The organism is Flavobacterium sp. DSR2-3-3, assembly GCF_049896585.1.
Lineage (GTDB): Bacteria > Bacteroidota > Bacteroidia > Flavobacteriales > Flavobacteriaceae > Flavobacterium.
This window is the reverse complement of sequence record NZ_JAFCUP010000001.1, coordinates 293,747-318,258: the sequence shown is the minus strand read 5'-3', so window position 1 is coordinate 318,258 and position 24,512 is coordinate 293,747. Positions and strand designations below refer to the sequence as shown.

Sequence of the window (24,512 nt, the reverse complement as noted above, 5' to 3'; positions counted from 1 at the left end):
GTATTCATTCAAAATAAAGTTTATTTTTCTTTACCTGATGCTTCAAGGTTTCGCTCGATAGTATGTCCAGGTCTTGACCATTTTGGTTTTTCACCTAATGGAGCAAATTGAGAATCTCGCGCCTCAACAGTTTGCGGTTGAGAAACTTTTGTGAATGGTTTTTGTGGAATCAATCCTAACATTTCAAACATTTTCATGTCTTCATTTACATCAGGATTTGGAGTCGTCAATAACTTATCTCCCGCAAAAATGGAATTGGCACCAGCGAAAAAGCACATGGCTTGACCTTCACGACTCATGTTCATTCTTCCTGCAGAAAGACGAACTTGGGTTTCGGGCATGATGATTCTGGTTGTTGCTACCATTCGGATCATCTCCCATATTTCAACTGGTTTTTCTTCTTCCATCGGAGTTCCTTCCACGGCAACCAACGCATTTATAGGCACTGATTCCGGTTGCGGATTTAAAGTAGAAAGAGCTACAAGCATTCCGGCTCGGTCTTCAATACTTTCTCCCATCCCGATTATTCCGCCGCTGCAAACGGTGACATTTGTTTTACGAACATTTTCTATTGTTTGCAAACGGTCTTCAAATCCGCGGGTCGAGATTACTTCTTTATAATATTCTTCAGAGGTATCTAAATTGTGATTGTAGGCATATAAACCAGCTTCCGCCAGTCGATGTGCTTGATTTTCAGTAATCATTCCAAGGGTACAGCACACTTCCATGTCTAGTTTGTTTATGGTACGCACCATTTCAAGAACTTGATCAAATTCAGGGCCATCTTTTACATTTCTCCAAGCCGCTCCCATGCATACACGAGACGATCCGCTAGATTTTGCACGTAAAGCTTGTGCTTTTACTTGACTAACTGACATTAAATCATTGCCTTCAATTTCAGTATGATAACGTGCAGCTTGCGGGCAATAGCCACAATCTTCTGGACACCCGCCTGTTTTTATAGAGAGTAAAGTTGAAACCTGAACCACGTTAGGATCATGATGTTCCCTGTGAATAGAAGCTGCTTCATAAAGCAAGTCCATCATGGGTTTGTTATATATTGCGATAATTTCGTCTTTGGTCCAATTGTGTTTTGTAATGCTCATCGATATTGGTTTTTGATGCTTCAAAAGTAGTTAAATTGTTCTAAAGAACCAATGCAATAGTATTGAAAAGGCTGAGGTGAAATTTTTTATGACTAAAGCTAAGCAATCTCATTAGGCTTTTTCTGAAATTTTTAAATTCGGGTTGCGGTGATTTTAATACCACGCTTTAAGGGCACGAAGAATTGGGAATTATTAATAAGCAAACGTCCTAAAAACAGATTTTAATATTCTGAGTGGGTGCTTGTTTTACTGGAAAATTACTGGCTGTAAATAGCAGTTTGACTTAAGATTCAGCACCGTGTTTGTCTGAGGAATAACGCGTATCCCAGTATAACATGAGCATGAATGTAACAATTACTGCGGATACAATTCCTTCAAACAATAAGGAAATAGAATATGTCATTACAGATGGCTCACCACCAAATAAAAAAGTTTTTGATAATGACCCAACGTATGCGTCTCCTCCTCTTACGTAACTATAAATAATTAAACCAATAATGCTCAAGAATATTCCTGTTAGCGCTGTTAGTAGTGCGGAAACAGCATTAGAAACTAGTATATTTTTGCCTTCAGCGAAATTAGATTTTAATGTTTTGTACGTTCCATAAAACACAAATAAAACATTAAACAGACGTAATAAATAAATATCGGCTAAACCTAAAAGCTCCATTAACAAGAAATAGAGTCCAATTCCAATGAAAATAATAAATCCGTTTACTAATTCTTTAGGTAGTTTCATACATCCAGTTTTAAAATTAAAGAATTATACCTTTCTGTGGAATTAGGTATATTCTATCAAATTTACAGAAAAAATTATAAATTTTTATGGAAAACACAAAAGATTTTATTCCGATTTAAAATTTTTGCAAGAGGCTGAGGGCTGTTTTTTTGTCTTTTTTAAGTTGATCTTTTAAGAGATCTACCGATTCAAATTTTTGTTCTGAACGAATTCTCTGCAGTATTGAAACCTTGATTTTTTGATTATACAAATCAGAATTAAAATCGAAATAATGAATTTCAATAGACTGTTTTTTTCCGTTAACAGTTGGATTAAAGCCAATATTCATCATTCCAAAAATGGTCTGGCCATCAATTAAGCTTTTTACAATATAAACTCCGTTTTTGGGGATTAGTTTGTAATTTTCGTCGATTTTTAAATTAGCCGTTGGAAAACCAATGGTTCTTCCCAATTGTTTTCCTTGAACGATATTTCCCGTTAGAAAATATTCATACCCTAAATATTCGTTGGACAAAGCCATATCTCCTTCCATTAAAGCATTTCTGATTTTGGTGGAACTTACGGAAATATCATTGATTTCCTGAACGGATATTTGTTCTACTTTAAAATTATATTTTTTCCCAAAATTGATAAGATCATCAATATTGGCCGTTCGATTTCTTCCAAAACGATGGTCATGCCCAATAATTATCTTGTGAATGTGAAATCGATCAACAAGAATAGTACTTACGAATTCTTCGGCAGTCAATCTCGAAAACGTTTCATCGAAAGGATGAATCACTAAATTCTCGATGCCGATTTTTTCAAGCAAATTTATTTTTTCATCTATGGTGTTGAGCAATTTTATATCGGAATGTTCCTGTAAAACCATGCGAGGATGTGGGAAAAAAGTAAGCACTAAGCTTTCATATTTCTCGTTCTCCTTCCCAACGCTTTGAAATTGTGTTAGTTTATTAAGAATTTTTTTGTGACCAATATGAACTCCATCAAAGGTACCCAACGTCAAGATTGTTTTTTTTGTGGAAGCGAAATCGTTTATAGAATGAAAAATCTTCAAAGCAAGTGTTTTATAAAAGCGCAAATTTAAGGTATCTAATTCAAAAGTAATGGTATGACTAGTTGAATTTCCGTATAATTTTAAGAAAGAAGATAAAAAAAAGCGTTAAAAATTAAAAATCGTTGAATTTTCCAAAATTTGATTTAAAATAGCAAACAAATGAATCAACCATCACGATAAATTCTTTAATTTTGAAGTTCAAATAATATAAAATTATGAAAAGAATTTTACTGTTTTTTATAATTGTTTTTTCAATCACGACAATTCGTGCTCAAGAAAGCGCTTATTGGACAAAAATTGCTCAAGATAACGTTAGCCTTTCTGATCGAAGCGATATAAAATCAATTGCTACTAATGAGTTATTGTTTAATTTGAATGAAGTTGCTATAAAAAAATCTTTAGAATTACTTCAAAATAAAACGGTTGCGGGGGCCAAAATTGAAATTACTATTCCAAATATGAATGGGGATTTAGAGCGATTTTTAGTTTGGGAATCTTCTAATTTTGAACCGGAACTGCAAACGCAATTTCCTAATATAAGAGCTTACAGCGGTATTGGAATTACAGATCGAAATGCTTCTCTTTATTTTAGTTTATCACCAAAGGGAATTCAGAGCATGATATTAAGAGGGGATAGTGGATCGGAATTTATTGAACCATATTCTAAAGATAGTACTGTTTATGTACTTTTTAATTCCAAAAACAGAAATAAAGGTAGTTTGCCTTTCACCTGCAAAACGGAGGATATAGGTTTAAACAAACAGTTGCTAAATACTACAGGCAAAATTTCAGCGAATAATAAAGTTTTTAAAACTTTGAGATTGGCTTTATCGTGTACTGGAGAATATGCGGCGTATCATGGAGGTACTGTTTCTCTAGCTTTAGCAGCTATGAATGCCACTATGACTCGAGTTAATGGTGTTTTTAATAAAGACTTAGCCACAAAATTGCAAATCATCGCAAATAACAATCTCATAATTTATACCAATTCCGCTACGGATCCGTATTCTAATGCCACTGCCGGAGCAGGGGGTGCTTGGAATCAGGAGCTGCAGGATAATTTAACAAATGTTATTACAAATGGCGGCTATGATATAGGCCATCTATTTGGTGCCTCGGGAGGTGGAGGTAATGCAGGGTGTATAGGCTGCGTATGTGTAAATCCTTCGACGGCTAATCCATTAGCTAAAGGGAGCGCCTTTACATCACCAAGCGATGCGAAACCCGAAGGAGACACGTTTGATATTGATTTTGTAGCTCATGAAATGGGACATCAGTTAGGGGCAAATCATACCTTTTCTTATGAAATAGAAGGGACAGGTGTAAGTGTAGAGCCAGGAAGTGGTTCTACCATTATGGGGTATGCAGGAATTACTTCGGATTATGATGTTCAGGCTAGTTCCGACGATTACTTTGCTTATGTAAGCATAAAGCAAATACAAGATAATCTTTTGTCTAAAACTTGCCCCGTGAATACTGTTATTGCTAATAATCCTCCAGCAATCAGTGCCGGTTTAGATTATACAATACCTAATGGTACGGCATTTATATTAAAAGGCTCGGGATCTGACAGCAATGGTGATATTATAACGTATTGTTGGGAGCAAAATGATAGCGCAATAACAACGAGTGGGGTTAAAAGCGTTGCTTTTCCTACTAAAATTGATGGTCCTCTTTTCAGGTCTCTATATCCAAGTAGTTCTCCAATTCGCTACATGCCCGCTTACAGCACGGTATTGTCCAATAAATTAACAACAACTTGGGAATCCGTTTCTACCGTTGCTAGAACGCTTCACTTTGTTTTAACAGGTAGAGACAATGCTGCCCTTGGAACTGCCCAAACCAATACCGATGAAATGATCGTTACTGTAAATGGAACAGTTGGGCCATTTGCAGTTACATCACAAAATACAGAAAATTTAAGTTGGCTGCAAGGTACAAATCAATCGATCACTTGGGATGTGAATGGATCAAATGGTTTAGAAGGTTCTACCTCTGTAAATATTAAGCTTTCTACTGATGGAGGTTTGACGTTTTCAACAGTTTTAATCGCCAATACCCCAAATGACGGATCAGAAACTATTACCGTACCCAATGTTACAGCAACCAATTGTAGGATTTTAATTGAGCCTACGGCAAATATTTATTATGCTGTGAATAGCAAATCCTTTGCAATTGGTTATTCAGTTGTTTCATCCTGTGCTACATATACGTTTGCAACTCCTGTTGTAATTCCGGATGCAATAACTACTTATACTACAAGAACGATAACAGTTCCAACTTCAACAGGAACTATAGCCGATGTGAATTTTGCTGTTAGTCTTACGCATTCGTATTTGTCTGATGTACAAATGGAGATCGTAAGTCCGCTAGGCACTACGGTGAAATTATTTGATAGAAGTTGTGGCAATACCAACAATGCTTTAATCCTTGATTATGATGATTTGGGAGGCTCACTTGTTTGTGGAAGCACTACTGTTCAAACCGTTTCTCCATTTGAGCCATTGGCAGCATTTAATGGGCAAAATCCACAAGGAGTCTGGACTTTTAGGGTTCGAGATGTGGATGCTACAAAAATAGGGACTGTAGATCAGGCATCAATAACAATTTGTACGAAAACATATACTTTAGGAATATCAGATATAGAAATCAATGATTTTGTGGTCTATCCTAATCCAAATAAAGGGAATTTTAATATTCAATTTACAAACAAATCCTCTGCTGAAGTGAAGGTAATGGTGCATGATGTATTAGGAAGAAAGCTTTTTGAAAATGAATATGAAAACAAGTCAAATTTTAACGAAAACATCCAATTGAAAAATGTCCAACCCGGACTTTATTTATTGACGGTTATTAACGGAAATAGAAAAGATATCAGAAAAATTTTAATCAAATAGTTAAAATAGAATTAGAAAAAAGGGGAGCGTTGTAAAACGCTTCCCTTTTTTTATTTCCCGTTAAATGTGGTCATGGTGATTTCTAATCCTGCTGTTCCAAAAGATTTTATGATTTCTGACGCTATTTCTAATCGCTCCGGAAGCGCTGTTTTTTCAGTATCGTCCCAGTCTCCAAGGACATAATCAACTTGTTTTCCTTTTTTGAATTCATCGCTGATGCCGAAACGGAATCGTGCGTAATTTTGTGTATTCAGCACAAGGTTGATGTTTTTAAGTCCGTTGTGTCCGCCGTCGCTTCCTTTTTGTCGGATGCGAATGGTTGCAAAGGAAAGATTCAAATCATCGGTAATAACCAGAATATTTTCAAGCGGAATATTTTCTTTGTCCATCCAATATTGAACTGCTTTGCCACTCAAATTCATGTAAGTGTTTGGTTTGAGCAGTAAAAAGGTTCTTCCTTTGAATCTAAATTCGGCCAGTGCGCCCAGTTTTACGGTTTCGAAATTGACTCCTTCTTTTCGGGCGAGGAAATCCACTATTTTAAATCCGATGTTGTGTCTTGTGTTTACATATTCGGCGCCAATGTTGCCGAGTCCAACTATTAAAAATTTATTACTCACGCTTTCTATATTGTTTTTTTTGTGTTCGTGAACCTCTGGTTTCATACAAGTTGTACTGTCTTGTGTTTTTGGTGATGAGAATAAATTTGAAATCCATTTTATCATGCTGCAAAAATAGACTTAATTAGAGTATCGGACTATTAGATTTTTAGAAAATCGCTATTGAGAACAAAATAGTTCTGAGTAGCCCTGATGGAAGTGGCATCCTTTTTCCTATTTACCGGGTCAGGGTTTTGAACCCTGACCCGGTAAATAGGAAAAAGATACAACGGACAGCAGGAAGATTCGTGATTAAAATGGAGATATTTGTGCTCCTAATAATAAAAAATGGAATAATGAGATTACTTCGTTCCTCGAAATGACAAAAAGTAATGCGCATAAAAAAAGCACCAGTTTTACAACTGATGCTTTCTTGAATGGTTGAAAAATATTATTTTTTCTTTCCTTTAACAGGAGCTTTTGCTGCTTTTGCTGCTTCTTGCGCTGCTTTCATAGCCGCACGAGAAATTCTTACTTGAGCAACAACAGTGTTGTCTGGGTGAACCAACTTGTAATTGTCGTTAACTAATTTAGTAACGTACAATTTGTTCCCCATTTCAAGTGGAGTAATGTCAGCTTCAATAAAATCTGGAAGATTTTTTGGTAAAGCTTTTACTTTAAGTTTACGAGTATTTAAACGTAAAACACCACCAGCAAGAACTCCTTGAGAAGTTCCAACAATTTTCACAGGAACTTCCATAGTGATTTCTTTATCATCAAATAATTGAAAGAAGTCAATGTGTAAAATCTTGTCAGAGACCGGATGAACCTGAATGTCTTGTAAAATTGCGTTAAATGATTTTCCTTCACCAAGATCGATCTCAACTGTGTGAGCGTTTGGAGTGTAAACCAAGTTTTTGAAAGCCATAACTTCTGCTGAGAAATGAACTGCCTGATTTCCTCCGTATAATACGCAAGGAACCAATCCAGCATTACGTAGGGCTTTAGTCGCAACTTTACCCACGCTTTCTCTTTCTGATCCTTTAATTGTAATCGATTTCATTGTAAAAAAAATATAGTTATTAAATAATATTACTTGTTTGGCCTTTAGCTTTTGGCTATCAGCATGACTTTATAACTTTAAGACATTTGACATTACGACTTATGTATTACATTATAAATTTTCCACTAATGGAATTGTTGTGGTGCACCATGTGCATGACTTCAGCAAAAAGTGGTGCACAACTCAACACTTTTATTTTATTTGATTCTTTCTTTAATGGAATAGAATCGGTAACTATTAATTCTAATAGTTTAGAATTTTCTATTTTTTCGTACGCATCACCTGATAAAATAGCATGCGTGCAAATGGCTCTTACGCTTAAAGCTCCTTTTTCGATCATTAAATCTGCGGCTTTCGCCAAAGTGCCTCCGGTATCAATCATGTCATCTACTAAGATTACATTTTTACCTTTTACCTCACCAATTAACTCCATGGTATCGATAATGTTCGCTTCTTTTCTTTGCTTGTAACAAATCACCACGTCCGATTCTAAAAATTTAGAATACGCATAGGCTCTTTTTGAACCTCCCATGTCTGGAGAAGCAATAGTCAGATTGTCTAGACCTAAACTTTTAACGTACGGCATAAATATTGTCGATGCAAAAAGATGATCTACCGGTTTCTCAAAAAATCCTTGAATTTGATCTGCGTGCAAATCCATGGTCATTACTCTTGTTGCGCCTGCAGCATCTAATAAATTAGCTACTAGTTTAGCTCCTATCGGAACTCTTGGTTTGTCTTTTCGATCTTGTCTAGCCCAACCAAAGTAAGGAATTACTGCTGTTATGTGTCTCGCCGAAGCACGTTTTGCAGCATCAATCATCAGTAACATTTCCATCAAATTATCTGCCGTTGGAAAAGTTGAACAAACGATAAAAACGCGTAATCCTCTGATAGACTCTTCGTAAGAAGGTTGAAATTCACCGTCGCTGTATTTTGACATTGTAATTTTCCCTAATGGAATTCCGTATTGCTCTGCGATTTTCTCAGCCAGATAGACACTTTGTGAACAAGCAAAAATTTTAGCTTCTGGTTCTAGGTGTGACATTTAATTTATTGTTTTTATTCCGCTGCGCTTCATACTGTTGGCTTTGTCGTTTGAATAAAGCCGTAAGTTTGTATATACCTCGGGTGTAGTTAGTTGTGTGTTCCGTTTTTAACGAGGTGCAAATTTATAAAATTTATTCAACTCTGAAAGGAAAAAATTAAGTATTTTTAGTTGAACATTTAATATTATTTTTTACATTTGCACCGTGTTAAAGGAATTGATGATTGATTTAAACACAATCGCCTCTTTTATTGCGTTGAAATAACTGTTGTTATTTCATGTCTGCTAAGCCCGGATGGCGGAATTGGTAGACGCGCTGGTCTCAAACACCTGTGGGAAACCGTGCCGGTTCGACTCCGGCTCCGGGTACAAAAACCGCTTCGAAAGAAGCGGTTTTTTTGGTTTTATATTACAATGAATTCCTAATAATCAAAGCACTTTTGTTCTCAATTTGCTCTTTTTTGCCTTTCAAAATCATTTGTGCCAGTAACTTTCCCATGACTTCAAAATTGGTTGAAATTGTTGTAATCCCGTTTTCGACTACTTTTTTCAGCGGTGTTTCGTTATATGAAATAATACCATAATCACTACCTAATAGCAGTTTCTGAATCTTTGCTTTTTCAATGACGCGCACTAAATCCCTGTCGCTCGGAATAATATACACTTCGCCTTTTTTTATTTCTCGATTCTGAAATTCAGTGATGATTTCATAATCGAATACGAAGTCGTTGCAGAAATTCTCAAAACCTATTTTCATACCCAGCGGCTCGCGGAATCCCGGGAAAATCATAATCAGTTTTTCGTATTTGTTCAACTTGGATTTTCCTTTCATTAAGCCGTCATAAATGTCTTTTACGAAATTTTGGTATACGGCGGGAAACGATTTTAGTTCTGGATTGGTCTGGTCTAATATGTATACTTCATTAACTGGTAGGGTTTTTATCACTGCGGCGGCCTCCGCTAAATTGGTCGGCATAATGATGTATTTGGTGTAATTGCCGTTACTTTCATTAATCAGTTTTTGGAAAACGGGAGCATTAAAATGATGAAAGAAAATATCTACCTGAGCGTTAGTGCCAAAGTTTTCCAAAAATGAATTATACAAGTCTTCCTTAAAAATGTTCAATTCGTCAAAAAGTAAAAATATCTTTTGTTTTATGGTGACTTCTATGCTTTTTATATAATAACCTTTGCCAGGAATGGCATAAATAATCCCTCTTTTTTTCAATTCTTCATAGGCTTGTAAAACTGTGTCGCGGGACAAGGAGAATTCCAGACAGACTTTGTTTACCGACGGAAGTTTGTCGCCTTTTTTTAGGTTTACTTCTTCTATTGCCTTCTCTATGGAACTTATTATTTGTCGGTATTTAGGAACTCCGAGGTTGTTCTGTATGGAAATTATTTTCATAAAGAAGTGAATTTTTTAGCAATATACAAAAACTGGTAGGTACTGGTATGTTAATGATAACAATTATTTTACTTTTGGTTTTTGACATTTCATAATTAAACCATGAAAATAAAACACATATCACATTTTAAAACCAATTCTGTAATGGAATCATTTGGTTTGATGCCAGATGGCGAAGAAGTTTTTGTTTGTGAAGCAACAAACAAGAATGGAATGAAAATGAAAGTTATGGGTTATGGTGCTACGCTTACTTCTTTAAAAGTTCCATTAAAAAATGGAACTTTGGTAGATGTGGTTTTAGGTTTTGACACTTTAGATTCCTACATGCAATCATTTAATTTACAAAGTGCACCTTATCTCGGAGCAACAGTGGGAAGGTTTGCCGGCCGAATTAATGCCGGCGAGTTTAAACTGAACGGAGAAACAATTTGCCTAAACAAAAACAATAACGGCAACTCGTTACACGGAGGTACCATTGGCTATAGCCAAAAAAACTGGAAAATAAAAAAACGTAACGAAGGCAAGAATCCTTCCGTAACTTTTACGTGTGTCAGTGCTGATAATGAAGAGCATTTTCCGGGTGAATTAGCGATAGATTTGACCTATATGCTCTCAGAAGAGAATGAATTGATTATCGAATACATCGCCAGCACAACAGAAGATACACTTGTAAATTTGACCCACCACAGTTATTTCAATCTTGATGGTCATCAATCCAGCGTTGTTAATCAGGAAATGCGTGTAAGTTCTCAGCGAATATTAGAAACTACAACTGCTGGAATCCCCACCGGCCGCTTTCTGAATGTTGCTAACTGTCCTTTTGATTTTACCTCTGCGGGAACCTGTCCGTCAAAAATTGATGCCACTTTTGTTTTAAATAAAGAAAACGAATACGCAGCGTCTCTTTTTAATAGTGACAAAACTTTGAAAATGTCTGTTTACACGAATCAGCCCGCGGTTCATATTTATGTTGGCGGAAATTGCTTTAATACAATAAAAGGAAAAGAAAACGCAGCGTATCACCCCACGAGCGGAATTTGTTTCGAGACGCAGAATTTCCCCGATGCGCCGAATCATGAACATTTTGCAACTTCTATTTTGAGAAAAGGAGAATTATATTATCATAAAACTATTTATAAATTTCAATCTTTTTAAGATGAGAAAAAACCTTCGAATTTCAGGGTTGTTGATCCTTGTTATGCTTCTTTTTTCCTGTTCCAACAGTAATGAAACAGGGGAAACTCAAGCAGCAAAGGTGCCAATTACCGACGATTCCTTTATCAGAGCCGCCGATATTTCTTTTTTACCGGAAATAGAAACATCGGGTGCGGTTTTATACAATAGTAACAACCAACCTGAAAATATGATTACAACTCTAAAAAATGCAGGTTGTAACACGATTCGAATTCGTCTTTGGAAAAATCCTGCGAATGGACATTCGGGATTAGCCGAAGTTAAAGCGTTGGCAAAACGCGTGAAACAAGCTGGTATGAAAGTTTGGTTGACGGTCCATTATTCGAATACTTGGGCTGATCCAGCGGTACAAAATACGCCAGAAGAATGGAAAAATTTGTCGTTTACCGATTTAAAAACGGCTGTCGCCAATTATACTTCAACAATTATCACGGAAATTAATCCTGATATAATCCAAATCGGGAATGAAATCAATAGCGGATTGCTTTGGCCGCAAGGACATTTAATCAATCAGGAAGTACAAAGTCTGTCTTTATTGGCAACTGCAAGTGCTACCATTCGTGCCAAAGCGCCAGATTGCAAAATCATGATTCATTATGCAGGTGTTAAAGCCTCGGACTGCAACTGGTTTTTTAACAAAATAAAAAGTGTAGATTACGATTATATTGGATTATCGTACTATCCAATTTGGCACGGAAAAGATGTAAAGGTTGTAAAAACCGCCATCAATACGTTAGGAAAAACATACAATAAAAAAGTAATTATTGCTGAAACGGCGTATCCTTTTACGCTAGATTACAATGACTGGACTAACAATATTGTGGGTTTAGATTCTCAGCTGGTTTCCGGATTTCCTGCCACTCCTGATGGACAAAAAAGTTTTTTATTGGCAATAAAAACATTGGTAAAAGAGTCTGAATACGGTTTAGGATTTGCGTATTGGGGAGGAGAGTGGATTTCTTTCAAAGGAAATCAAGCTGCAAATGGCTCTACTTTTGAAAATCAGGCATTTTATGATTTTAATAATAAAGCGCTACCTGTTTTGCAGGTATTTAATAAATAATTCGATATGAAAAATTTACCAATGAATTCTCGATTCGTTCTAATGTCATTACTGCTTACACTGCTTTTTTCCTGCAGTACATCCAAAAATGTTCAATCAACTTCAAAAAGTTCTTTTGCAAAAGGAGCTGATATAGGTTGGTTGCCACAAATGGAAGCCACAGGATATAAGTTTTATGATACCGACGGTGCTGAAAAAGATTGTTTGCAATTACTCAAAGACAGAGGAATGAATACCATTCGTTTGCGTGTTTGGGTAAACCCTTCTAATGATAAAGCAAGCGGACATTGCAGTCCAGCCGAAACTGTTGTAGCGGCTTTACGCGCTCAAAAATTGGGCATGCGCATTATGATTGATTTTCATTATAGTGATACTTGGGCCGATCCGGCAAAACAAGCGAAACCCGCAGCTTGGGCAAATCACACTTTTCCGGAATTATTAAATGATGTTTACAACCATACTTTTGAGGTGTTAACGGCATTGAAAAATGCTGGAGTTACTCCGGAGTGGGTTCAGGTTGGGAATGAAATTCCTGGAGGCATGATGTGGCCCGAAGGAAGTATCAAAAATTGGAATCAATTGGCACAATTACTTAACAAAGGGTATGAAGCTACAAAAGCTATTGATCCTAAAATTAAAGTTATCGTTCATCTTGACGAAGGAAATAATAATGAAAAATTCAGATTGTTTTTTGATAATGCCAAAGCAAATAATGTAAAGTACGACGTGATTGGACTGTCTTATTATCCTTTTTGGATCAAGAAAAATTACACGGAAACTATTGGTGATTTAGCTTATAATTTGAATGATATGGTTACTAGATATGACAAAGAAGTGATGGTTGTAGAAGTTGGTGGCGAATATGACAAAGTGCAAAATACGTATGAAATGTTAGCAGCAACAATCAAAGCAGTCAAAGCGGTACCAAATAATAAAGGACTTGGCGTAATTTATTGGGAACCACAAGGAGAAAAAAGTTGGAGCGGTTATTTCCTGAGCGCTTGGCAGCCTGACGGGTCACCTTCAGCGGCTTTAGATGCTTTTAAAGGATAGTTTTGGCACTGCCTTTTGTGGAAGTATGAGTATATTAAGGAATAGATTTTAATTGCGTGACATTAAATAATTTTACAGGTTTAAAAATGAAGAAATTGATATGTATTCTTGTAGTATTTTTAGTATTTACACAAATGGCTTTGTCTCAAACACGAGCCATTAAAGTGTTAGGTAGCAATTGGAAATTTCAAAAAGGCGATTTTGAAGAGGCGCATAAAGTAAATTTTAATGATTCGAAATGGGAATCCGTAACCATTCCGCACGATTGGGCAATTTACGGGCCTTTTGATAAAAATGTAGACAAACAAAGTGTTGCCATTGTTCAAAACGGAGAAAATATAGCTACCGAAAAAACGGGAAGAACGGGAGCTTTGCCCCATGTAGGAACAGCGTGGTACCGCAATACATTTACATTGCCTAAAGATTCAAAAGGGAAAAAAATAATTTTACTTTTTGAAGGAGCAATGAGCGAACCTCAAGTGTATTTAAACGGGAAAAAAGTGGGAGAGTGGGCGTACGGCTACAGTTATTTTTATTTTGATGTTTCCCAATTTATACAAGAAGGAGCCAACACATTGTCAGTACAATTAACCAATAAGGAATTTGCTTCCCGTTGGTATCCGGGTGCTGGTTTGTATCGAAATGTTAGCGTTATTGTAAAAAACAACGAAAGTATTGACCAATGGGGGCAGTTTGTAACGACGCCTTTTATAAGTTCGGCAATGGCCAAAGTAAATATTAAGACCAAAGTTTCTGGAGAAAACATCCGCTTGGTCACCACTATTTTTGATGCCGAAGGACAGAAACTAAATTCAGAGGAATCTACGCTTCAATTCGGAAATGAGTTCGATCAAAACATAAAAGTAGAAAAACCAAAATTGTGGAGTCCCGAAACGCCTTACTTGTATAAAGCGGTTTCCCAATTGTATGTTGGAAAAGAACTAAAAGATGAAATTTCAACCCGTTTTGGAATCCGAGAAATAAAATACGAGCCCAATAAAGGTTTTAGTCTGAATGGAAAGATAACCAAATTTAAAGGAGTTTGTCTGCACCACGATCTTGGTCCACTCGGCGTTGCAGTAAATAAAGCCGCGTTGCGCAGGCAAATGAAGATATTAAAAGATATGGGTTGTAATGCAATTCGCAGTTCGCACAATATGCCCTCTTTTGAGCAACTGGAGTTGGCGGATGAAATGGGTTTTATGTTTTTGGCAGAGAGTTTTGATGAATGGGAAAAGCCAAAAGTAGAAAATGGGTATCATCGTTTTTTTGAGGATTATGCCGAAAAAGACATCGTAAATCTCGTTCAGGCTACAAGAAATCATCCTTCTATTGTGATGTGGAGTTCTGGAAATGAAGTGCCGGATCAATGGGGAGAAGCGGGTGTAAAACGAGCCAAATGGCTGCAGGAACTATTTCATCGAGAAGATCCAACACGTCCAGTAACTGTTGGTATGGATCAGGTAAAAGCGACTATGGAATCTGGATTTGGAGCTGTGCTGGATGTTCCGGGATTGAATTATCGGGTGCATTTGTATGATGAGGCATTTGCAAAATTTCCGCAAGGTTTTATTTTGGGTTCCGAAACAGCTTCAACAGTTAGCTCCAGAGGGATTTATAAATTCCCTGTAGTTCAGGACAAAATGAAACAATATCCTGATTTTCAATCTTCCTCTTACGATTTGGAAGCGTGTAGCTGGTCTAATGTACCTGATGAAGATTTCGTGCTTCAAGATGATAAACCTTGGGTGATCGGCGAGTTTGTTTGGACTGGTTTTGATTATTTAGGAGAACCGACGCCGTATGATGAAAGCTGGCCGTCCCGAAGTTCTTATTTTGGAATTAACGATTTAGCGGGTTTACCCAAAGACCGCTATTATTTATACCGAAGCCGTTGGAATACGAAGGAATCAACCCTTCATATTTTACCCCATTGGAATTGGGAAGGTCGCGAAGGAGCGATAACTCCCGTTTTTGTATATACGAGCTACAACAGCGCTGAACTTTTTATAAATGGCAAAAGTATGGGAGTGCAGAAAAAAAACAAAAGTACACCCCAGAATCGCTATCGTCTGATGTGGATGGATGTAAAATATGAGCCGGGAACGGTCAAAGTTGTCGCTTTTGATGACAATGGAAAAGCTGTTGCTGAACAAGAGGTACATACTGCCGGCAAACCATACCAAATTGTTTTAGACGCTGACAGGAAAACAATCACAGCCAATGGCGAGGATATATCGTTCGTAACCGTATCGGTAGTGGACAAAAATGGAATTCCTTGCCCTACGGCGACTAACCAGCTAAAATTTAAGGTTTCAGGCGCGGGTACTTACCGGGCTGCCTGCAATGGTGATGCCACTTCACTCGAAATGTTTCATAAAGATACCATGAAGCTTTTTAGCGGAAAGCTGGTCGTGCTTGTAAAATCGACCAAAGCTCCTGGTACTATAAAACTGGAAGTAAATGGTGCTGGGCTTAAGAGTGGCAAAATGAGCTTAGTGTCTCAAAATAAATAAAAAGTAGAAGCGGGTATTGCAACAATACTTTTGAAAACTAAAAATTTAAAAAACGATAACAATAACAGTAAGTTTCCAAAAATTGAATTGGGAAACATACAATTTCTAAACAATGAATGACATTTTAGTACACAAAACAATTGATTTTTTTCAGCAGACTTTTAAATCAGAGCCTGAAAAAATTGTCCTTTCCCCCGGCAGAATTAATATTATTGGGGAGCATATTGATTATAATGACGGTTTTGTTTTACCGGCAGCCATCGATAAAATCATCTGTTTTGCTTTTGAAAAAAACAATTCGGATAGAGCTAAAATTGTGGCGATAGATTTGAATGACGAGTTTGAAGTTTATACAAACGAAGACCAAAATCAGACGGATAATGTATGGACAAATTACCTGCGCGGTGTTCTGAATCAATTAAAAAAGAACGGTTATACCTTGGAGGGTTTCAACTGTGTTTTTAGCAGTAATATTCCTGTGGGTTCCGGTTTATCCTCTTCGGCGGCATTGGAATGTGGCTTTTTATTTGGTTTAAATGAACTTTTTAATTTGAAAATCAAACCAATTGATATTGCCTTAATGGGACAAAAAGCAGAACATTGGGTGGGCATAAATTGCGGGATAATGGACCAGTTTTCCAGTGTGATGGGTTTAGAAAATAAAGTTATAAAAATTGATTGCAGAACATTGGAATTCGAACATCATGACGCTAATTTCAGTGATTATTCCTTAGTTTTATTTGATAGTAATGTCAAACATTCCTTATTCAGCTCTGCTTACAATACCAGAAGAGAAGAATGCGATGAAGGACTTTCGATAATTAGTGCTAATTTCCCGGAAATTACTAGTTTTAGAGATTGTAAAGAAGAGCAAGTTTTGAGTCTGAAAGATAAAATGACTGCGAATGTGTTCAAAAGAAGCCTTTTTGTGGTGAAGGAAATTCGAAGAGTAACGCAGGCTTGTGAAGCTTTGGATGTGGGAGACATTGTAGTTTTAGGGCAATTGATGTTCGAAACGCACGAAGGATTATCAGTGGATTATGAAGTGAGTTGCGCCGAATTAGATTTTTTGGTCAACACGGTTAAAAAGGAAAAATCAGTGATAGGTTCCCGATTAATGGGCGGTGGTTTTGGTGGCTGTACCATCAATTTGATTAAAAAAGGACAAGAAGATGCAGTGAAAAACAAACTGACAGGATTGTATCAGGACGCATTTGGAATAGAATTAAAAATTTATGATGTCAAAATTGGAAACGGAACATCACTTTATATTGCGAAATAAATGAAAAATTTTGACATAAACGAAGATCCGCACAGACGTTATAATCCGTTAATCAACGAATGGGTTTTGGTTTCCCCACACCGTTCGAAACGTCCTTGGCAAGGTCAAAATGAAACCGTAACTTCGGATACATTGCCCGAATATGACCCGACTTGTTATTTGTGTCCGGGAAATGTTCGAGCGAATGGAATGGTAAATCCGGATTATGAAGATTCATTTGTTTTTGAAAATGATTTTGCCGCTTTGAAGCAAGAAGAAATTGCTTTTAAAGAAAATAAAAACGAGACTTTTTTTAAAGTGAAACCGGAAAGAGGAATTTCTCGGGTGGTTTGCTTTTCGCCAAAACACAATTTGACATTGCCGGAAATGCCATCTGAGGCTATTGAAAATATCATCCACACTTGGCAAAAAGAATACACGGATTTAGGCAATGTAGATTACATTAATCATGTTCAGATTTTTGAAAACAAAGGAAGTGTGATGGGTTGCAGTAATCCGCATCCACACGGACAAATTTGGGCGCAATCTTCATTGCCAACCGAAGTCGAGAAAACACAAAATAATCTAAACGCTTATTTTGATACGCACAATAAAACACTTTTAGAGGATTATGTAAAAGAAGAGTTGAAGTTAGACGAACGCATTGTTATAGAGAATGATCATTTTGTGGCATTGGTTCCGTTTTGGGCTATTTGGCCCTATGAAACGATGATAATCAGCAAACGAAATGTGAATAAAATAACTGATTTCACTGATACGGAAGTGACTGATTTTGCGATTGTTTTAAAACAATTGACAACAAAATATGATAATCTTTTTGAAACCTCTTTTCCGTATTCTTCAGGAATTCATCAATCTCCTACTGATGGAGCGTTGCATCCGGAATGGCATTTTCATATGCATTTTTATCCGCCATTGTTGCGTTCAGCAACTGTGAAGAAATTCATGGTAGGATATGAAATGATGGGTGAATCACAAAGAGATATTACACCAGAAAAAAGTGCTGAAATTTTAAAAAACCAATCGAACGTTCATTATAAAATAGTAAACCAAAACTAAAAACATTTAACCAATGCAAACTTTAGCAGTCCAAGATTATATTGTCTTTTTATGTTATTTCATCCTGATTGTCGGTTATGGAATATGGATTTATAAAAGGAAAAAGAAAGAAGAAACGAGTAGTAAAGATTATTTCTTAGCCGAAGGATCACTTACTTGGTGGGCAATAGGCGCATCATTAATTGCCAGTAATATTAGTGCGGAGCAATTTATAGGAATGAGCGGCAGCGGTTTTAAAATGGGATTAGCGATCGCCACTTACGAATGGATGTCTGCTTTTACCTTGATTATTGTTGCTATTTTCTTTATTCCTGTGTACTTGAAAAATAAAATTTTTACCATGCCGCAATACCTGAATCAAAGGTATAACAGTAATGTTGCCATGATTATGGCTGTATTTTGGTTGCTGTTGTATGTTTTGGTCAATCTTACTTCTATATTGTATTTGGGCGCTTTGGCGATAAGCAGCATCTCAGGTTTGGACATTACTTTGTGTATGATTTTCTTGGCGTTTTTTGCGGTAATGATTACGCTGGGCGGAATGAAAGTGATTGGGTATACGGATGTGATTCAAGTTTTCTTTTTGATTTTGGGTGGATTAGTAACTACTTATTTAGCGTTGAATTTAGTTGCCGAAGAATTTGGATCTACGGGTGTTATAAACGGTTTTAATTTGATGACGACACAAGCAAACGATCATTTCCACATGATTTTTGAAAAAACAAATCCTAATTATATGGATTTGCCGGGATTGTCAGTTTTGATAGGAGGAATGCTAATCATCAATTTAAATTATTGGGGCTGCAACCAATACATTACGCAACGTGCATTGGGAGCTGATTTAAAAACGGCCAGAAATGGAATTTTGTTTGCTGCTTTCTTAAAATTGTTAATGCCTGTAATTGTTGTTTTGCCGGGAATTGCGGCTTTTGTATTGTATCAGAACGGACATTTTGGAACCGAAATGTTACAAGACGGTACTGTAAATCCTGATCGGGCGTATCCCGTTTTGCTAAACTTGCTTCCGGTGGGTTTAAAAGGGCTTTCGTTTGCTGCTTTGACTGCGGCGATTGTAGCGTCATTGGCTGGAAAAGCGAATAGTATCGCTACTATTTTTACGTTGGATATTTATAAAACAAAACTAAATGTAGATGCCGATGAAAAAAAATTAGTTAATGTGGGCAAAAAAGTAATTGTGGTGGCGATGTTAATTGCAGTTGTAGTGGCGCCTTTTCTAGGAATTGATAAAAAAGGAGGATTTCAATACATTCAGGAATATACGGGATTTGTAAGTCCGGGAGTTTTCGCTATGTTTATTTTAGGCTTCTTTTGGAAAAAAACAACTTCTAATGCGGCTTTGTTTGCTACAATTGGTGGATTTATGTTATCTATCCTTTTCAAATTTATGCCAGCATTTGTTGACTTATCGTTCCTTCATGCGACTGGTTTTTCAGTACCAAATGCTGATGGTGTTTATGAAATTCCTTTTATTGACCGAATGGGATTTGTATTCTTGATTTGCGTAATCGGAATGTACAGCATAAGTATGTACGAAACAGCTAGAGGCGTTAAAACAAATGGTCTTGAAATTGACCGTACTATGTTTAAAATGTCACCAGGTTTTACTGTCGGGATGTTGATTGTACTTTCAATTATTGCTGCTTTCTATACGATCTTTTGGTAGAAAACAGCCTAAAATAAAAAAAGCGATGGGTTCAATTATATTGAATTCATCGCTTTTTTATTTAACAATAAGGTACGAAGAAAATTGGTTCCAGTAATTTAGATGTGTGTAAAGTTTTTTTAATACCTGATTCATGTTTTTTGAAGAAAAATATGTGTTTGCAAATAGTCTTTTTCGTAAATCATTTTTATTGTATGCGACAAAACTTTAATGTGAAGGCAAAATAAAAAACATAAGGCACAAAAAAAGCTTTCGAATTAACGAAAGCTTTGTATGATATTTGAATTTTATTTAGTTATTCACTAATGCATCTTGTTTCCAAGTTTTTACAGAAGCAATTCTACTGTTGGAATAATCTACTTCACTTAGGTTGTTACCATTCCAAAATAACCATTTTCCAGTTTTTTCTCCATTTTTATAGGTAGCAACAGATTGTTTGTTTCCATTCATATCGTATGAAGTCCAAACCCCCTCCAGTTTTCCATTTTTAAAGAAACCTTCTTGTTGTATTTTTCCATTTTCAAAGTAGTAAGTAGTTTTAACTAATTTACCTACAGCTTCTAATTTTGGGTTATTTTCTTGAGCGAATGCTATTCCTGAAAAAAGCAATGCGGTTAATATTATATATTTTTTCATATTGTTTGGTTTTTTAAATTCATATTAGCTTAACAAATGTATAAAACATTTTACAATAAAAAAACTTTTACTTAACAATTTAATAACATTAGAATAAAATTTAACATTGGTTATAATGTTTGCCAAAAAACCAATTACTAAAATTTCTTATTTCTCAATTCATTATTCATAATTAGTCCTAAATTTGCACCCGTCTCCAAAGGAGAAAATAATCTAAAATTTGAATCATGTATAGAAGTCATAATTGTGGCGAATTAAATGCCACTCATATTAATACAGAAGTTACCCTTGCGGGATGGGTTCAAAAATCACGCGATAAAGGTTTTATGAATTGGGTCGATTTGCGCGATCGTTATGGAATCACACAATTAATTTTTGACGAAAGTCGTTCTGAAAAATCCGTTTTTGAACTGGCCAAAACACTCGGTCGCGAATTTGTAATTCAAGTAAAAGGAACCGTTATTGAGCGTGAAGCCAAAAATAAAAATATGGCAACCGGTGATATCGAAATTTTAGTGACAGAGCTAAGTGTTTTAAATGCTGCTTTGACGCCTCCATTTACGATTGAAGATGAAACCGATGGTGGAGAAGACATCCGAATGAAATACCGTTACCTCGACATTAGAAGAAATCCTGTGAAAAACAGTTTACTTTTTCGCCATAAAGTAGCAATGGAAGTTAGAAAATATCTTTCTGATTTGGATTTTTGTGAAATAGAAACACCTTACCTAATTAAATCAACTCCAGAGGGAGCCAGAGATTTCGTAGTGCCTTCCCGAATGAATGAAGGACAGTTTTATGCATTGCCACAATCGCCTCAGACTTTTAAACAATTATTGATGGTGGGCGGAATGGACAAATATTTCCAAATCGTAAAATGTTTCCGTGACGAAGATTTACGTGCAGACAGACAGCCGGAGTTTACACAAATCGATTGTGAAATGGCTTTTGTCGAACAAGAAGATATTTTAAATGTTTTCGAAGGACTGACCAGACATTTATTAAAAGAAATAAACGGTATTGAAGTAGATAAATTTCCAAGAATTACCTACGATTATGCTATGAAAACTTACGGGAATGATAAACCGGACATTCGTTTCGGAATGGAATTTGGCGAGTTGAATGAAGTAGCGCAACATAAAGAATTTCCGGTTTTCAACGCTGCCGAATTAGTGGTTGGAATTGCAGTTCCAGGAGTTGGAAACTACACCCGAAAAGAAATTGACGGACTTATTGAATGGGTAAAACGTCCACAAGTTGGCGCAAGCGGAATGGTTTATGTAAAATGCAATGATGACGGAAGCTATAAATCATCGGTGGATAAATTCTACGATCAAGACGATTTAACTCAATGGGCAAAAATCACAGGTGCAAAAGCGGGGGATATGCTTTTTGTGCTTTCTGGTCCAGCAGATAAAACACGGACACAGTTGAGTGCATTACGTATGGAATTAGCGACTCGTTTAGGATTGCGGAATCCAGCCGAATTTGCACCGCTTTGGGTAGTTGATTTTCCTTTATTGGAGTTTGACGAAGAAAGCGGCCGATACCATGCCATGCATCATCCGTTTACATCTCCAAAACCGGAAGACATGCACTTATTGGAAACTGATCCGGGCAAAGTTCGTGCGAATGCATATGATATGGTCTTGAATGGAAATGAAATTGGCGGAGGATCAATTCGTATTCACGACAAAGCGACACAACAATTGATGTTCAAATATTTAGGTTTTACTGAAGAAGAAGCTAAGGCGCAGTTTGGATTCTTAATGGATGCATTCCAGTTTGGTGCGCCACCACACGGAGGTTTAGCCTTTGGATTGGATAGATTGGTTGCCATTTTGGGAGGAAGAGAAACAATTAGGGACTTTATTGCGTTCCCGAAAAACAATTCGGGAAGAGATGTTATGATAGATGCGCCATCAATAATTGACGAATCACAGTTAAAAGAACTGCATATAAAACTAGCTTAATTGTAGTTTGTCGTCATAATATGTTAGAAAACGTTGAATATCAATATTTTTGCAAAATAAAAAGAGAAGAACGTCTTTCGTATTATATTAAATATTACATTTGCTTCATTATAAATTATTATTACTATTACAATGCGTACAGGTACAGTTAAATTTTTCAATGAATCTAAAGGTTACGGATTCATTACAGACGAAGAAACAGGAAAAGACATTTTTGTTCATGCATCAGGAATCAACGCGGAAGAATTGCGCGAAGGTGACAGAGTTAGCTATGAAGAAGAAGAAGGAAGAAAAGGAAAAGTTGCTGCGAAAGTAGCAGTGATCTAAGCATAAAAAAAATATTTTTTTTGCCTACGAATGTTTAAAGCGTTCCGATTTTTATCGGAACGCTTTTTTGTTATTTCCCTCCAGGTGCCAATAAATTATACTCCAAATTCCAAATTGCGGAATTTCTAAAACGTTAAACACATCTTAATATAATGGGACTGCCTTATTTATAATTAATAAAAATTGTAAATTTACATCGTTATAGTTGGCATGTATTTTTAAGATTTAATTGTTATTTAATAATTTGAAAGTTATCTTTGTAGCTCATTTTCATTCAAAAAAAACACAGTATGCAATCCGATCAATTAAATTATATTCCAATTTTAATGCAGTTTATTCTAGCTGTAGGATTTGTTGTAGGAACTATATTGATTTCATCAAAATTAGGACCCAAAAGATCCTCTGAAGTTAAAGATAGAAACTTTGAATGTGGTATCGAATCTGTTGGAAATGCAAGAATTCCTTTTTCAGTAAAATATTTTCTCGTTGCCATCTTATTTGTTTTGTTCGATGTTGAGGTGATTTTCTTATATCCATGGGCTGTTAATTTCAAGGAATTGGGTATCGAAGGAATGGTCAAAATGGTCATTTTTATGCTTTTGCTTTTGGTGGGTTTTTTCTACATTATCAAAAAGAAAGCGTTAGAGTGGGAGTAAAAATTTATTTTAAATGTTGAGTTGTAAATAGCAAATAATTTATGATTCAAATTTTATAATGGTAAATAATAAAAAATGAGTGATTCAAATATAAATATGGTTGCCCCTCCCGAAGGTGTTGTTGGGGAAGGTTTCTTCGCCACAAAACTGAATGATGTTGTAGGATTGGCTCGTGCAAATTCATTGTGGCCATTACCTTTTGCGACTTCTTGTTGTGGTATTGAGTTTATGGCAACGATGGCTTCGCATTATGATTTGGCGCGTTTTGGTTCAGAAAGAGTAAGTTTTTCTCCTCGTCAAGCTGACATGCTAATGGTTATGGGGACGATTTCGAAAAAAATGGCGCCAATTTTACGTCAGGTTTATGAACAAATGTCAGAACCTCGTTGGGTAATCGCGGTTGGAGCTTGTGCTTGTTCAGGTGGAATTTTTGACACCTATTCTGTTTTGCAAGGAATCGACAAAGTAATTCCGGTTGATGTATATGTTCCTGGTTGTCCGCCAAGACCAGAGCAAATTGTTGATGGAGTTATGAAATTGCAGGAATTAGTGAGAAATGAATCGGTGCGAAGAAGAAGTTCTCCGGAGTATCAAGAATTATTGGCTTCATATAATATCAAATAAATAATGGCGCTAGAAACAATACAAATCCAAGAAAAATTAGTCGAAACATTCGATTCGGAAGTTTTTGAATTCAAACAGGAAAAAGATATATTTTCATTTGAAGTCGCTGCCGATAAAATTACGGCTGTAATTCTTTTTTTGAAAAACGACTCAACATTGCGTTTTCATTTTTTAACGGATTTATGTGGGATTCATTATCCTGACAATGATGTAGATCATCAATTTGCAGTAGTGTATCATTTGCACAATTGGTATGAAAACAAAAGGATTAAAATTAAGGCCTTTATTAACGGTGAAAATCCAGAAATTAAAACAATATCAAACATTTTCTTGAGTTCAAATTGGATGGAAAGAGAAACGTTTGATTTTTATGGGATAAACTTCATTGGTCATCCACAATTGAAACGTATTTTAAATATGGATGAAATGATTTCTTTTCCAATGCGAAAAGAATTTCCAATGGAAGACAGTGGAAGAACTGATAAAGATGACCGTTTCTTTGGAAGAACAACCGACAATTATTAAAAA

At 36.1% G+C, this 24,512-nt stretch carries 21 protein-coding genes and 1 tRNA gene; 14 read left to right on the top strand and 8 right to left on the bottom strand.

Annotated features, from left to right (window positions below; all coding sequences use genetic code 11):
• Positions 1-20: 20 nt before the first annotated feature.
• The 3 genes from bioB to ACP7AQ_RS01390 all read right to left on the bottom strand — a co-directional run bounded on the left by bioB (position 21) and on the right by ACP7AQ_RS01390 (position 2,902).
• Complete coding sequence (gene bioB, locus ACP7AQ_RS01400; protein WP_426094104.1) at positions 21-1,106, bottom strand: biotin synthase BioB; 1,086 nt, start codon at positions 1,104-1,106, stop codon at positions 21-23.
• A gap of 283 nt (positions 1,107-1,389) precedes the next feature.
• Complete coding sequence (locus tag ACP7AQ_RS01395; RefSeq protein ID WP_426062631.1) at positions 1,390-1,845, bottom strand: hypothetical protein; 456 nt, start codon at positions 1,843-1,845, stop codon at positions 1,390-1,392.
• 115 nt (positions 1,846-1,960) lie between these two features.
• Entirely contained in the window at positions 1,961-2,902 is a 942-nt protein-coding gene (locus tag ACP7AQ_RS01390) for a bifunctional riboflavin kinase/FAD synthetase (RefSeq protein ID WP_426094103.1), read from the bottom strand.
• A 215-nt stretch (positions 2,903-3,117) separates the two neighbouring features.
• Here ACP7AQ_RS01390 and ACP7AQ_RS01385 point away from each other — a divergent pair, with 215 nt between their 5' ends.
• A complete protein-coding gene (locus ACP7AQ_RS01385; protein ID WP_426094102.1) occupies positions 3,118-5,799 on the top strand; it encodes a reprolysin-like metallopeptidase in 2,682 nt (893 codons plus the stop codon).
• Between the two features lie 50 nt (positions 5,800-5,849).
• Here ACP7AQ_RS01385 and pth read toward each other — a convergent pair whose 3' ends face one another.
• The 3 genes from pth to ACP7AQ_RS01370 all read right to left on the bottom strand — a co-directional run bounded on the left by pth (position 5,850) and on the right by ACP7AQ_RS01370 (position 8,509).
• Positions 5,850-6,524, bottom strand: a complete 675-nt coding sequence (pth, locus tag ACP7AQ_RS01380; RefSeq protein WP_426094101.1) for an aminoacyl-tRNA hydrolase — start codon at positions 6,522-6,524, stop codon at positions 5,850-5,852.
• A 325-nt stretch (positions 6,525-6,849) separates the two neighbouring features.
• Positions 6,850-7,461 (bottom strand): 50S ribosomal protein L25/general stress protein Ctc, encoded by a 612-nt coding sequence (locus ACP7AQ_RS01375; RefSeq protein WP_426062635.1) that lies wholly within the window; start codon positions 7,459-7,461, stop codon positions 6,850-6,852.
• Between the two features lie 106 nt (positions 7,462-7,567).
• Positions 7,568-8,509: a ribose-phosphate pyrophosphokinase gene (locus ACP7AQ_RS01370; protein ID WP_426062636.1), complete on the bottom strand. Its 942-nt coding sequence runs from the start codon at positions 8,507-8,509 to the stop codon at positions 7,568-7,570.
• A 289-nt stretch (positions 8,510-8,798) separates the two neighbouring features.
• Here ACP7AQ_RS01370 and ACP7AQ_RS01365 point away from each other — a divergent pair.
• A tRNA-Leu gene (locus tag ACP7AQ_RS01365) sits at positions 8,799-8,878 on the top strand.
• A 40-nt stretch (positions 8,879-8,918) separates the two neighbouring features.
• Here ACP7AQ_RS01365 and ACP7AQ_RS01360 read toward each other — a convergent pair.
• Positions 8,919-9,917 carry a GntR family transcriptional regulator gene (locus ACP7AQ_RS01360; RefSeq protein ID WP_426094100.1) on the bottom strand — a complete coding sequence of 333 codons (999 nt, stop codon included), beginning with the start codon at positions 9,915-9,917 and terminating at the stop codon, positions 8,919-8,921.
• Between the two features lie 102 nt (positions 9,918-10,019).
• Here ACP7AQ_RS01360 and ACP7AQ_RS01355 point away from each other — a divergent pair, with 102 nt between their 5' ends.
• From ACP7AQ_RS01355 to ACP7AQ_RS01325, 7 genes are all read left to right on the top strand, one after another.
• The gene (locus ACP7AQ_RS01355; RefSeq protein ID WP_426094099.1) at positions 10,020-11,072 is read left to right on the top strand and encodes an aldose epimerase family protein; all 1,053 of its coding nucleotides are present in this window, start codon (positions 10,020-10,022) and stop codon (positions 11,070-11,072) included.
• Between the two features lies 1 nt (position 11,073).
• Entirely contained in the window at positions 11,074-12,174 is a 1,101-nt protein-coding gene (locus ACP7AQ_RS01350) for a glycoside hydrolase family 53 protein (RefSeq protein WP_426094098.1), read from the top strand.
• 6 nt (positions 12,175-12,180) lie between these two features.
• The gene (locus ACP7AQ_RS01345) at positions 12,181-13,227 is read left to right on the top strand and encodes a glycoside hydrolase family 53 protein (RefSeq protein WP_426094097.1); all 1,047 of its coding nucleotides are present in this window, start codon (positions 12,181-12,183) and stop codon (positions 13,225-13,227) included.
• Positions 13,228-13,313: 86 nt separating this feature from the next.
• Complete coding sequence (locus ACP7AQ_RS01340) at positions 13,314-15,743, top strand: DUF4982 domain-containing protein (RefSeq protein ID WP_426094096.1); 2,430 nt, start codon at positions 13,314-13,316, stop codon at positions 15,741-15,743.
• 112 nt (positions 15,744-15,855) lie between these two features.
• A complete protein-coding gene (gene galK / locus ACP7AQ_RS01335; protein ID WP_426094095.1) occupies positions 15,856-17,025 on the top strand; it encodes a galactokinase in 1,170 nt (389 codons plus the stop codon).
• On the top strand, positions 17,026-18,084 hold the full coding sequence (locus ACP7AQ_RS01330; protein ID WP_426094094.1) for a UDP-glucose--hexose-1-phosphate uridylyltransferase: 1,059 nt from the start codon (positions 17,026-17,028) through the stop codon (positions 18,082-18,084).
• 13 nt (positions 18,085-18,097) lie between these two features.
• Positions 18,098-19,768: a sodium/sugar symporter gene (locus tag ACP7AQ_RS01325; RefSeq protein ID WP_426094093.1), complete on the top strand. Its 1,671-nt coding sequence runs from the start codon at positions 18,098-18,100 to the stop codon at positions 19,766-19,768.
• 291 nt (positions 19,769-20,059) lie between these two features.
• Here ACP7AQ_RS01325 and ACP7AQ_RS01320 read toward each other — a convergent pair whose 3' ends face one another.
• Complete coding sequence (locus tag ACP7AQ_RS01320; RefSeq protein WP_426090432.1) at positions 20,060-20,404, bottom strand: toxin-antitoxin system YwqK family antitoxin; 345 nt, start codon at positions 20,402-20,404, stop codon at positions 20,060-20,062.
• Between the two features lie 227 nt (positions 20,405-20,631).
• On the opposite strand from ACP7AQ_RS01320, the gene aspS reads away from it, so the two are divergent.
• From aspS to ACP7AQ_RS01295, 5 genes are all read left to right on the top strand, one after another.
• Positions 20,632-22,377 carry an aspartate--tRNA ligase gene (gene aspS, locus ACP7AQ_RS01315; RefSeq protein ID WP_426094092.1) on the top strand — a complete coding sequence of 582 codons (1,746 nt, stop codon included), beginning with the start codon at positions 20,632-20,634 and terminating at the stop codon, positions 22,375-22,377.
• Positions 22,378-22,509: 132 nt separating this feature from the next.
• The gene (locus tag ACP7AQ_RS01310; protein ID WP_007137066.1) at positions 22,510-22,704 is read left to right on the top strand and encodes a cold-shock protein; all 195 of its coding nucleotides are present in this window, start codon (positions 22,510-22,512) and stop codon (positions 22,702-22,704) included.
• A 290-nt stretch (positions 22,705-22,994) separates the two neighbouring features.
• Positions 22,995-23,360: an NADH-quinone oxidoreductase subunit A gene (locus ACP7AQ_RS01305; RefSeq protein ID WP_426062647.1), complete on the top strand. Its 366-nt coding sequence runs from the start codon at positions 22,995-22,997 to the stop codon at positions 23,358-23,360.
• Between the two features lie 75 nt (positions 23,361-23,435).
• Positions 23,436-23,984, top strand: a complete 549-nt coding sequence (locus ACP7AQ_RS01300; RefSeq protein ID WP_091203184.1) for an NADH-quinone oxidoreductase subunit B — start codon at positions 23,436-23,438, stop codon at positions 23,982-23,984.
• Between the two features lie 3 nt (positions 23,985-23,987).
• Entirely contained in the window at positions 23,988-24,509 is a 522-nt protein-coding gene (locus ACP7AQ_RS01295) for an NADH-quinone oxidoreductase subunit C (RefSeq protein ID WP_426062648.1), read from the top strand.
• Positions 24,510-24,512 lie beyond the last annotated feature (3 nt).

What these genes read in the sequence shown, in the direction of transcription:
- ACP7AQ_RS01385 (WP_426094102.1), top strand. Translation starts at nt 3,118, where the DNA reads ATGAAAAGAATTTTACTGTTTTTTATAATTGTTTTTTCAATCACGACA.
- pth (WP_426094101.1), bottom strand. Translation starts at nt 6,524, where the DNA reads ATGATAAAATGGATTTCAAATTTATTCTCATCACCAAAAACACAAGAC.
- ACP7AQ_RS01375 (WP_426062635.1), bottom strand. Translation starts at nt 7,461, where the DNA reads ATGAAATCGATTACAATTAAAGGATCAGAAAGAGAAAGCGTGGGTAAA.
- galK (WP_426094095.1), top strand. Translation starts at nt 15,856, where the DNA reads ATGAATGACATTTTAGTACACAAAACAATTGATTTTTTTCAGCAGACT.
- ACP7AQ_RS01355 (WP_426094099.1), top strand. Translation starts at nt 10,020, where the DNA reads ATGAAAATAAAACACATATCACATTTTAAAACCAATTCTGTAATGGAA.
- ACP7AQ_RS01340 (WP_426094096.1), top strand. Translation starts at nt 13,314, where the DNA reads ATGAAGAAATTGATATGTATTCTTGTAGTATTTTTAGTATTTACACAA.
- ACP7AQ_RS01330 (WP_426094094.1), top strand. Translation starts at nt 17,026, where the DNA reads ATGAAAAATTTTGACATAAACGAAGATCCGCACAGACGTTATAATCCG.
- ACP7AQ_RS01295 (WP_426062648.1), top strand. Translation starts at nt 23,988, where the DNA reads ATGGCGCTAGAAACAATACAAATCCAAGAAAAATTAGTCGAAACATTC.
- ACP7AQ_RS01305 (WP_426062647.1), top strand. Translation starts at nt 22,995, where the DNA reads ATGCAATCCGATCAATTAAATTATATTCCAATTTTAATGCAGTTTATT.
- ACP7AQ_RS01370 (WP_426062636.1), bottom strand. Translation starts at nt 8,509, where the DNA reads ATGTCACACCTAGAACCAGAAGCTAAAATTTTTGCTTGTTCACAAAGT.
- aspS (WP_426094092.1), top strand. Translation starts at nt 20,632, where the DNA reads ATGTATAGAAGTCATAATTGTGGCGAATTAAATGCCACTCATATTAAT.
- ACP7AQ_RS01395 (WP_426062631.1), bottom strand. Translation starts at nt 1,845, where the DNA reads ATGAAACTACCTAAAGAATTAGTAAACGGATTTATTATTTTCATTGGA.
- ACP7AQ_RS01320 (WP_426090432.1), bottom strand. Translation starts at nt 20,404, where the DNA reads ATGAAAAAATATATAATATTAACCGCATTGCTTTTTTCAGGAATAGCA.
- ACP7AQ_RS01325 (WP_426094093.1), top strand. Translation starts at nt 18,098, where the DNA reads ATGCAAACTTTAGCAGTCCAAGATTATATTGTCTTTTTATGTTATTTC.
- ACP7AQ_RS01310 (WP_007137066.1), top strand. Translation starts at nt 22,510, where the DNA reads ATGCGTACAGGTACAGTTAAATTTTTCAATGAATCTAAAGGTTACGGA.
- ACP7AQ_RS01345 (WP_426094097.1), top strand. Translation starts at nt 12,181, where the DNA reads ATGAAAAATTTACCAATGAATTCTCGATTCGTTCTAATGTCATTACTG.
- bioB (WP_426094104.1), bottom strand. Translation starts at nt 1,106, where the DNA reads ATGAGCATTACAAAACACAATTGGACCAAAGACGAAATTATCGCAATA.
- ACP7AQ_RS01300 (WP_091203184.1), top strand. Translation starts at nt 23,436, where the DNA reads ATGAGTGATTCAAATATAAATATGGTTGCCCCTCCCGAAGGTGTTGTT.
- ACP7AQ_RS01360 (WP_426094100.1), bottom strand. Translation starts at nt 9,917, where the DNA reads ATGAAAATAATTTCCATACAGAACAACCTCGGAGTTCCTAAATACCGA.
- ACP7AQ_RS01350 (WP_426094098.1), top strand. Translation starts at nt 11,074, where the DNA reads ATGAGAAAAAACCTTCGAATTTCAGGGTTGTTGATCCTTGTTATGCTT.